Source organism: Paenibacillus glucanolyticus NBRC 15330 (genome assembly GCF_004000885.1).
In the GTDB taxonomy this organism is placed as follows: Bacteria; Bacillota; Bacilli; order Paenibacillales; family Paenibacillaceae; genus Paenibacillus_AQ; species Paenibacillus_AQ glucanolyticus.
On the sequence record NZ_BIMC01000015.1, the window covers coordinates 128,688 to 137,236 of the forward strand.

The window sequence follows — 8,549 nt, forward strand, 5'->3', positions numbered from 1 at the left end:
GTGATATTAATGAATGAAACATGCCGGAAATGTGGGCATTTTGATCCTCTAGTTGAAGTATGCGGTATAAACCTATCTGTAGAAAATGACGTAACCCATTGTAAGGGATTCAATAGATATATAAATCTTTTGAATGAATACACTGAACAAACTGGGAAATTTCACACAGTAGCTACTAAGCGTGGACTGGAGAGAGCAATACCAGCGTATTCTGATCTTAACTTAGAAGACGTATCAAACAATGATGGGTCCGTTGAATCTATTTTTACATTTCAGGGTCAGAGGGAACTTATATTCAATTATGGTGTAAATATTGCGACCCAGATTGCAACGGAAAATAGCATTCATCTTAATGTGTTACAATATGAAACAAATAGTTTAGGTAGTCCAGAAAAAATCAGGGAATATTTTGACGATAAACAGAGATTCAAGAATTCTAAAGAGCATTATTGGATGAGCGATACTCCAATAGAGGTGTGGTAACTTGAAGAAATGCCTGTCTATGTGGATCCTGCCAGAACTTTGGGATACCGTGAAAAATTCTTGTGAAAATAAAAAGATATCTCACTTCTTTGAAGAATATACATCGAATCTTTTGTTGAGGAATTGGGAAATTCCATATCAAATTAATCGGCAAGTATCTTCCTATCGTTTAAGAGCAAAATTTTCGGATGATTTCCCGCTTCAGCGAAAAAGGATTTCGCTTAACACTGATCAAATGAACGATCTCAAACAACAAGTACAAAATAAATTGCTCTTACACTACGGATCTGAAGAGCCCCCTTCTCTTGCAGCTCTGGTGACAATGGTCCTTTACTTATTTTGTAAAGAGCAAAATATAATCTTGCATAACGAGCTGTTTTTCTCTGATGAATACTTTTCAAGTAGGTATGTTCTCTCGGAACAATCTGTACTTGAGAAAATGAATGAAATGTTTGGGAAACTAGGACGCTTACCTACTGCAAGAGAATATGCCGAAGCCGGAGGAGAAGGATCTTTATCCTACTTAAAAACAATTTTTGGATCATTTTCAAATGCTAAAGCAGAATACGTCTTACGAATCCAGGACAAATCAAATCAATTTCTCGAATAGAAAAGGTTCGGCTATAATAATACAAACGGATCCGAGGTGAGTATAAAATGCTTCATGGTACTCAAGCAAAAGTTTATGAGTTTCTAAAAAAGCATGCCAAGTTGAGGGGGTATCCCCCTTCTGTCCGTGAAATCGGTGAAGCGTTAGGTCTTTGCTCCAGCTCAACAGTTCATGGACATCTTGAAAGATTAGAGAAGAAAGGCTTCATCCGGAGAGATCCTAGCAAACCAAGGGCAATTGAGCTAATACAACAAGAAGAAATGCAATTGGATAAGAGCACAATTAAGAATGTTCCTTTAATTGGGAAGGTAACTGCCGGCACACCAATAGAGGCCTTCGAGAACATCGAAGAGTTCTTCCCTGTTCCGATAAATACGGATGGGACTTTTTTTCTGACAGTTAAAGGGGATAGTATGCAAGATGCTGGAATTCACAATGGAGACTATGTACTTGTAAAAAAACAAACAATCGCTGAAAATGGAGATATTGTTGTTGCTAAGACACCGGAAGGTGAAGTTACTGTAAAGAAATTTTACTTGGAAGAAAAGAGTATCCGGCTTCAGCCGTGCAACAAAAATTATAAACCTATGTATTTTGATTCGATTTCAGTAATCGGGAAAGTGGTTGGATTATTTCGTTTTTCAATGGTGTAAGATCAACTGATACAATCGCATAGGCAAATAAACTGGAAGCACCAGTCGAATACACCCAGCAGGGGTGTGTTCACTGCGTGCTTTTTTAATTTTGAGGAGGAAATTAAGAAATGAACATGAGAATGAAGTCTGTAGTAGTTGTAATAGTAGTGATTCTAGTGTTTTCGTTAATGGTAGCTATGGTAGCGGCTAAAGGGAAGAAGAATGATCCGCAACCTCTTAATGAAAACGTCTCATTGAGCCATTTCGATGTTCAGCCGGTTCTTGGGGATCCAAATGCACCTGTGAGTATAGTTGAGTTCGGCGATTTTAAATGTCCTGGTTGCCAGTACTTTGCAATGAATATATATCCTGAGATAGTTAGGGATTTTATTGATACAGGAAAGGCAAACTTTAAATTCGTCAACTTCCCATTCCTGGGGCCGGATTCTCATACTGCTGCAGAAGCGAGTGAATATGTTTTGGAAAATAGTCCCGAAGATTTCTGGACCTATTTTGAAGAGATCTATAAGAACCAAGGAGATGAATCAGAAAATTGGGCAACCATTGATTATCTTATCACATTAGCAAAACAGGCAAACGTAAACGTTGATTATCATGATATGGAAAAGTCTCTATTGAACGGAGTATTTAGTGAAATTGTAAATGAAGACCTTGAGTTCTCTCGTAACTTGCAAATACGTCAGACTCCATCTTTGATTGTAAACGGGACCTTAATTCAGACAGGGAGCATGTCCTATAAGCAAATTAAAGAAGCAATAGAGCAGGCCATTGGTAGTGAGGTGGAATAACGACAGAATGCTTATTTTAAAAAGATATTCTTTTCTGTTTGCATGGATTGTGTCCATTATATCTACTTGTGGCAGCCTTTATTTTAGCGAAGTATTGTTTTTTGAACCGTGCAAGCTATGTTGGTTTCAGCGTATTTGCATGTATCCGCTCACGGTGATCTTGGGATATGCGGCTCTGAAAGATGACAGAATGATTGCCAAGCTTTCATACCCATTCGTCCTCATAGGTTTAATTATTGCTATCTATCATTATTTGGGTCAAAAAATCTCCTCAATAGGAAAGTTGCTTCCGTGCAGTGTAGGTGTTCCATGTAATGTTGACTATATTGATTGGTTCGGCTTCATAACAATCCCGCTTTTATCCTTAGTAGCATTCGGTCTCATACTAATAGTAATTTGGTTCTCACGCGGCTTCGATAGCCTTAAATCAAAGGGGGATTCATATGTTAATTAATATATTAAAAACATCAAAAGTATCATTGCTGGTGCTTTTCACCATTTTTCTTGGAAGCTTCACTCTGATGACCCAAACGAATGCTGCTAATGAAAGTGATGCGCGATTACATGGTTTGTACGTATCAGAAGTTTCTTCACTATCCCCTGAATTCAATCCCGATACCTATTTGTATTCCGCTTATGTTCCATCTAACCAATCATTTGTCAATATTTCGGCTGTTCCCATTAACGAGAATGCAAAAGTAACCATTAATGGCATGGAGCCACTCGGTGAACTGCGACATACGAAGATCTCACTTTCATATGGTACGAACACCATTCATATCTCTACCCATATCCCGAATACAAATCTTACATCAAGCTATGTTGTTGTGATTACCAGACAGCAGTCAGGTTCTGATAATTTATTCGATTTATCTTTTAGTAATCTTACATTAGATCGTTTTTTTACATCTGAAGTGACCAATTACTATGGCACAGCTAACCCAGGTGTTAGACAAATCGGTGTAACACCCATTACAACGAATGGTTCAAGCGTTACGATTAACGGCAAAAATGTTGGATCGGGGAGCACTCAAATTGTTGCTTTAAATAATGAGACAACGATCATTACTGTCTTGATTGCAGATTCTGAAGGCGTATCAAAAACATATACCATCAATGTCAGACGTTCTGATATTAGTACGAACGCTTCGTTAAAGAGTGTAGCAGTCAATCAAAAAGAATATACAATTACAAACTCAAATATTATGAGTTACGTTGATAAAGGTGTCTCTGGAGCTCAATTAACCTTAATACCATCGGATCTATCATCTACAGTAAAGTTGAATGGTAATTTGATCGCCAGTAATACTGTTAATGTGTATTTAGATAGTAAGCAAACAAACATATTTACAATAACTGTTACAGCAGCTGATGGTATTACTCAAAAAACTTATGATTTATACGTACTGCGTGATTTATCCCATGGTTCAAATGTAAATCAGGTGAGTTCTACAAGTTTGGGGTCAGATACATTAATAGAAATCAAAAATGGTGAACTTGTTGTTACGGAAGGAAAGGGTGCAAGCTCAACATCTCAGCGTGGCTTGAATGGTAGTCGTAATTTAATCGTTACACTCAACGACACTGAAATCATCAAAGAAATAAATAAAGCATCATCAACAGCGAAAAAAATGAAAATTGATTATGCGAGTCTTATGGGTTTAGATGATAGGCTTACTGTAAAATTCTCCAAGAATCTTCTAGAGACGCTTCGTTTGAAGGGAATCGAAATTGAAGTACTGTCTCAGAACTCAACTCTTTCGTTTTTGGCAGTGAATATTATTGGCAACAAGAATTTTCCAGAGTCCTCATTGACTGTAGGCCGAGTGGTTTCTAAGAGTAGATTTGGATCCGAATTCATACCGGTTACAAGTGCGATCGAAATCGCTGGTACCGGCGAGTTTTCAAATACAGCAAGTGTCTTTGGACCGTATACTTTAAAGATGAAAATTACGGTAAGTACTGGTGATAACCGGAAGTCGAATGTATATAAAGAAACTAACAGTGGTTGGAGTGTGATTTCAAGCCAGACTTTAGATGATGAGAAGGAGGCAAAAAATCTATCTGCTGGTACATACATTGTTATGGATTACATAAAAAGATTCACCGATATAAGCAACCATTGGGCACATGATATTATCGAATTCATGGCCAAAAAACAAATAGTAGATGGTTATAGGGATGACTCATTTAAACCAAATCGTTATATTACAAGAGCAGAATTCACTACATTGTTAGTACGGGTATTGAGGGATAATAATATCGAAAAAGGAAATCAAGCTGCCTCGTTTAAAGATATTTCCTCATCCTTCTGGGCTCATGACTATATAAATGAAGGATTCAAATTAGGATTAATTACGGGGATAACGCTGGATACTTTCGATCCAGATCGAAACATAAGCAGAGAGGAAATGGCAGCTATTGCTGTTAGAGCAATGCATGTTTTAAAAGGAAATAATACAAATGCCTTGCAATCAAACGAAATTGCTTCGCTTTTAAACAAATTTAAAGACCATAATGATGTCAGTAAATGGGCAAGATCTGAACTTGCTCATGCTGTTAATGAAAAAATAATTGACGGTGTACTCGATAATCATATGGATCCAAAAGGCAAGGCTACAAGAGCACAAGCCGTAGTTATTCTTTATAAGGTGCTAGATGTTACCAATACTTTATAAGTTTGAAGGGGCAGATCCTTTCATTAAGTATCATTGGGAAGAGTAGTGCTCACACATGTCGATAGAGGTTTCTAATCAATATATTTTTTGGCCGTAAAGTACAAGATAGGAAAAGAACTAATATAAGGAGTTATTAGGAGGGTAATGGTTTAATAAAGCAGAGCATAATCAATTTGAAGGCAGTTCCTAAATCTTAGAGAGAGGGCGAGAAAAAATATGAAGACTGAAGAAAGAGAGGTTCTTACAAACACACAAGGAGACGTGACAATCATTGGAGAAGTGCAAGGTGATGTAATGCAGAAAATAGTTGAACTGATGTCTAAAGGTCCAGCACCTGTAAGATTCTCACACTTAGCACGAACAGAGAAAGAAATGAAACAAAATTTTAAGAACCTGGATAAATAGGAGTAGAGGCAATGGATAGGAAGGAGAAAGTGAATGTGATGTAGAGCTCATTGAAAGACCCCTATGCATGGAGGCAGAAATGCCTCCTTTCTTTAATGACAAACCAAAACACTTAATATATAATAATGAAAAATGACACGAAATTATTAGACTCAACCAGGCGGTATAGAGTCAATTTAAGGTTTAAGAAAGCACCTTCAGGTGATTAATCCAAGAGGAATTTCTCTTCTATTAATCGTCTTAAGGTGCTTTTTTTTGCGCTTACAAAGATGAGGGGGAGGTGTTTTATGAAAGAATAGTATATAGGATCGATAAAATTAAGAATATCCTTGTTAGTTGTTAGATTTGAATGACATTTTTACAGAAGACCACATGAATCTCTTTAGGAGGTTAATGTGGTTTTTATTTTGAAAGGAGCATATTAAAAGGATGGAACAAATGAATAAGCGGGATGAAAGCCCAGTGTTTAATGTTGAACAAATGTCGAAGTTGGTTGAAAATGAGTCATTCTTAAAAATGGTCTTTAACGATCTTATACAACAGGGCAACGCTCCTGAAAGTGTATTAGAAACACTATTTTGGTCTGAAGTGGCTGAAGATTCAGTGTATAGCTTTCAATACAACAAGTTTGCTTCTAAATAAATTTAATCTATCGGAAAAGAACATTAGTAGAAGCCTTAATACGACTCAGGAGGTGAATAGTTATTATGAGTAGACCAAGGCCAATTGAAGTTCATGTCAATAGTAAGGGCAAGAAGCATCATATATTTCAAAAATTAATACATGCTGATTCGGAATATATTTTTATTCCAGTTGACGGGAAACTGAAGACGGATTTTTTTAACAAAGGGTTGCTTGATGGGAGAAAAAAACACCTACCTTTCTTCACCAGTTTAAGTGATTGCGAAAGCCAATGGGCAATAGTTATTCCTCATCAGTTGGTCAATGGACAATTAGTTAATCGCTGTTTTGCTGGCGTGCTTAGTTTAGAAGTTACGTACATTATTCGGATCAAAGAAGCGAATGCTTTTTTGGAAAACGTATGTATGACATGTGAATATTACGGATCACCCCAATGTTATTTGAAAGCATCTTTTGATTGTGGAGTAGAGGACCGCGATCGTTATCGCGATGGTAGTTGGCTAGAACTACAGAAGGAGATTCGAATGGAACGTAAACGATTGGCATTCCCTGTCTAACAGGTTGAGGGATTCGAAGCAGCTCCGTGCCACGGTAAGTATGCCACACTTGAGTTGCTTCGGCTCTTCAGAACCTCATAAAACCGTTACAGTGATTGAAGCCGGGTTTAAGACGCTTCACACAAGTGTAGAATACGACCCAAGTGTATTCCATGTCGGTTGCCCTCTTTTAAAGCCAGTGAGCTTTAAAGAGAAGAGGGCTAATGAATGCCTAATGTTCAAGGGAAGTACACAATTGCATCACTGTTTTCTGGAGCTGGTTTTCTAGATCTATCCTTCAGAGATTCATTTGAAATTATTTGGGCTAACGAGTTTTGTCGTCCTGCTGCGGAAAGCTATGTAGCTAATATAGGTAATCATATTCGAGTTGGTGATATCAACGATATAACAACTAATGAGATACCCTATGCAGATGTTTTCATTGGAGGCCCACCTTGCCAAGATTATTCCTCGTCAGGAAAAAACAGAGGCGAGTGTGAGTAATGGTTATAATTGAGATTGATTTTATTAATAATTGAGATTTATTATATCTTTTAAGTGAGACCAATTTAAAGACTAGTTTAATCAGACCCCTGATTTCACTAGTCTTTTTGTCTTACTAAGATATGTATCGTTCTTGCTTTGAGGAAAATTCAACGAATAAACCAAGTTGGCACATTTATTGTTTATAAATGATACTTACTGAGTGGTTACAGCTTTTGAGTCTCCAAAAGGCGTAATGTGATCATCACGGATATCACAAAAGTCTGGTGACATTAAAGATGTGCCGAGACATTAAAGTTAGTGCCTTTACACTAAAGTTAGTGCTTTTACAATAGAGTTGGTGTCTATCCGTTAGTTGACATCTTAAGATTACAGCGAACAATGTATAATTAATGGATTCGTCCTACTTATCATGGGGTGAATCCATTAGTTGTTTTTGAGAGCAGGACAGCTGACTATAGTAGGCTGATTCATGGGAATCTAAATGGAGTGTTATTTTATCCATATGAAGAGGAAGGAAAGAAAATTTTTAAACAAGTTATTAAGCGAGACAGAGGAAAATAGTTGGAGAAAATTATCAATTATTTATTTAAGCTCGTGACTAAAAAAGAGGAAAGAGGTGCAGTTTTCCAACAAAAATCCCTAACGGTGTCCGAGCGAGCGTACAAGCAAAAGCGGCTGCTTCAGGTGTAGCTCTTTACCGTGGTCAACGAAGATACCTCACCTTTGTGCGTTAAATAATATTAGTAACTGGAAAATAAAGAATATAACTGATGAAATAATTTTGTAGCTGATTGATAAAGTATGTAACCATATTCTGCTCTTAATGTTGCCCTATTGGGGGCAACTCATTTTAATTAACTAGAAAATCGAGAAGGGCTAAATTTCGATGATATTATACGCTGCGAGACTAAACAATATAATTGTTAAATGTGCATTCAAGATGTGAAATTTACATTATAAATGAAGTAGTTTGATGGTCCCAAAGTTAATGACTTTCGGGACCACTATTTTTATGAAAAGTACTTTTACATCGTGTGTAAAATCAGTGGGTGAATTTTATCGTTACCGAAGAAGACTGTCTAACTAAGAAAACACATCAGTAGAAGCATAGAGAAAATGAAGGATTATGAGATTTAAAATAACTGATGTAATAAAGTAGAAGATTGAGAAGTGGGATTCGTGCTAACATATTGATGTTACTGAGGCTAAGTCTATGCCCATTAAATACTAAAAACCTGTCGGTC

10 protein-coding genes are annotated in these 8,549 nt (G+C 36.9%); all 10 read left to right on the top strand.

Going from position 1 to position 8,549, the window contains the following annotated elements:
* Window positions 1-9 precede the first annotated feature (9 nt).
* The gene (locus tag PGL02S_RS20235) at window positions 10-483 is read left to right on the top strand and encodes a hypothetical protein (protein WP_063477399.1); all 474 of its coding nucleotides are present in this window, start codon (window positions 10-12) and stop codon (window positions 481-483) included.
* Between the two features lie 19 nt (window positions 484-502).
* Entirely contained in the window at window positions 503-1,093 is a 591-nt protein-coding gene (locus tag PGL02S_RS20240) for a hypothetical protein (RefSeq protein ID WP_218029252.1), read from the top strand.
* A gap of 47 nt (window positions 1,094-1,140) precedes the next feature.
* Window positions 1,141-1,746, top strand: a complete 606-nt coding sequence (lexA, locus tag PGL02S_RS20245) for a transcriptional repressor LexA (RefSeq protein ID WP_063477397.1) — start codon at window positions 1,141-1,143, stop codon at window positions 1,744-1,746.
* Window positions 1,747-1,856: 110 nt separating this feature from the next.
* Entirely contained in the window at window positions 1,857-2,537 is a 681-nt protein-coding gene (locus PGL02S_RS20250; protein ID WP_063477396.1) for a DsbA family protein, read from the top strand.
* A gap of 7 nt (window positions 2,538-2,544) precedes the next feature.
* The gene (locus PGL02S_RS20255; RefSeq protein WP_063477395.1) at window positions 2,545-2,991 is read left to right on the top strand and encodes a disulfide oxidoreductase; all 447 of its coding nucleotides are present in this window, start codon (window positions 2,545-2,547) and stop codon (window positions 2,989-2,991) included.
* Window positions 2,981-5,215: an S-layer homology domain-containing protein gene (locus PGL02S_RS20260; protein WP_063477394.1), complete on the top strand. Its 2,235-nt coding sequence runs from the start codon at window positions 2,981-2,983 to the stop codon at window positions 5,213-5,215. The genes PGL02S_RS20255 and PGL02S_RS20260 overlap by 11 nt, the downstream gene beginning before the upstream one ends.
* A 216-nt stretch (window positions 5,216-5,431) precedes the next feature.
* On the top strand, window positions 5,432-5,620 hold the full coding sequence (locus PGL02S_RS20265; RefSeq protein ID WP_063477393.1) for a hypothetical protein: 189 nt from the start codon (window positions 5,432-5,434) through the stop codon (window positions 5,618-5,620).
* Window positions 5,621-6,049: 429 nt separating this feature from the next.
* Window positions 6,050-6,262: a hypothetical protein gene (locus PGL02S_RS20270; RefSeq protein WP_063477392.1), complete on the top strand. Its 213-nt coding sequence runs from the start codon at window positions 6,050-6,052 to the stop codon at window positions 6,260-6,262.
* Between the two features lie 65 nt (window positions 6,263-6,327).
* Complete coding sequence (locus PGL02S_RS20275; protein ID WP_063477391.1) at window positions 6,328-6,819, top strand: hypothetical protein; 492 nt, start codon at window positions 6,328-6,330, stop codon at window positions 6,817-6,819.
* 207 nt (window positions 6,820-7,026) lie between these two features.
* On the top strand, window positions 7,027-7,302 hold the full coding sequence (locus PGL02S_RS20280) for a DNA cytosine methyltransferase (RefSeq protein WP_063477390.1): 276 nt from the start codon (window positions 7,027-7,029) through the stop codon (window positions 7,300-7,302).
* Window positions 7,303-8,549: the final 1,247 nt, after the last annotated feature.

Bases quoted from the DNA above. Each gene is read 5' to 3' on its own strand.
- PGL02S_RS20280 (WP_063477390.1), top strand. From the start codon at position 7,027: ATGCCTAATGTTCAAGGGAAGTACACAATTGCATCACTGTTTTCTGGA.
- PGL02S_RS20275 (WP_063477391.1), top strand. From the start codon at position 6,328: ATGAGTAGACCAAGGCCAATTGAAGTTCATGTCAATAGTAAGGGCAAG.
- lexA (WP_063477397.1), top strand. From the start codon at position 1,141: ATGCTTCATGGTACTCAAGCAAAAGTTTATGAGTTTCTAAAAAAGCAT.
- PGL02S_RS20260 (WP_063477394.1), top strand. From the start codon at position 2,981: ATGTTAATTAATATATTAAAAACATCAAAAGTATCATTGCTGGTGCTT.
- PGL02S_RS20240 (WP_218029252.1), top strand. From the start codon at position 503: ATGTGGATCCTGCCAGAACTTTGGGATACCGTGAAAAATTCTTGTGAA.
- PGL02S_RS20235 (WP_063477399.1), top strand. From the start codon at position 10: ATGAATGAAACATGCCGGAAATGTGGGCATTTTGATCCTCTAGTTGAA.
- PGL02S_RS20270 (WP_063477392.1), top strand. From the start codon at position 6,050: ATGGAACAAATGAATAAGCGGGATGAAAGCCCAGTGTTTAATGTTGAA.
- PGL02S_RS20255 (WP_063477395.1), top strand. From the start codon at position 2,545: ATGCTTATTTTAAAAAGATATTCTTTTCTGTTTGCATGGATTGTGTCC.
- PGL02S_RS20265 (WP_063477393.1), top strand. From the start codon at position 5,432: ATGAAGACTGAAGAAAGAGAGGTTCTTACAAACACACAAGGAGACGTG.
- PGL02S_RS20250 (WP_063477396.1), top strand. From the start codon at position 1,857: ATGAACATGAGAATGAAGTCTGTAGTAGTTGTAATAGTAGTGATTCTA.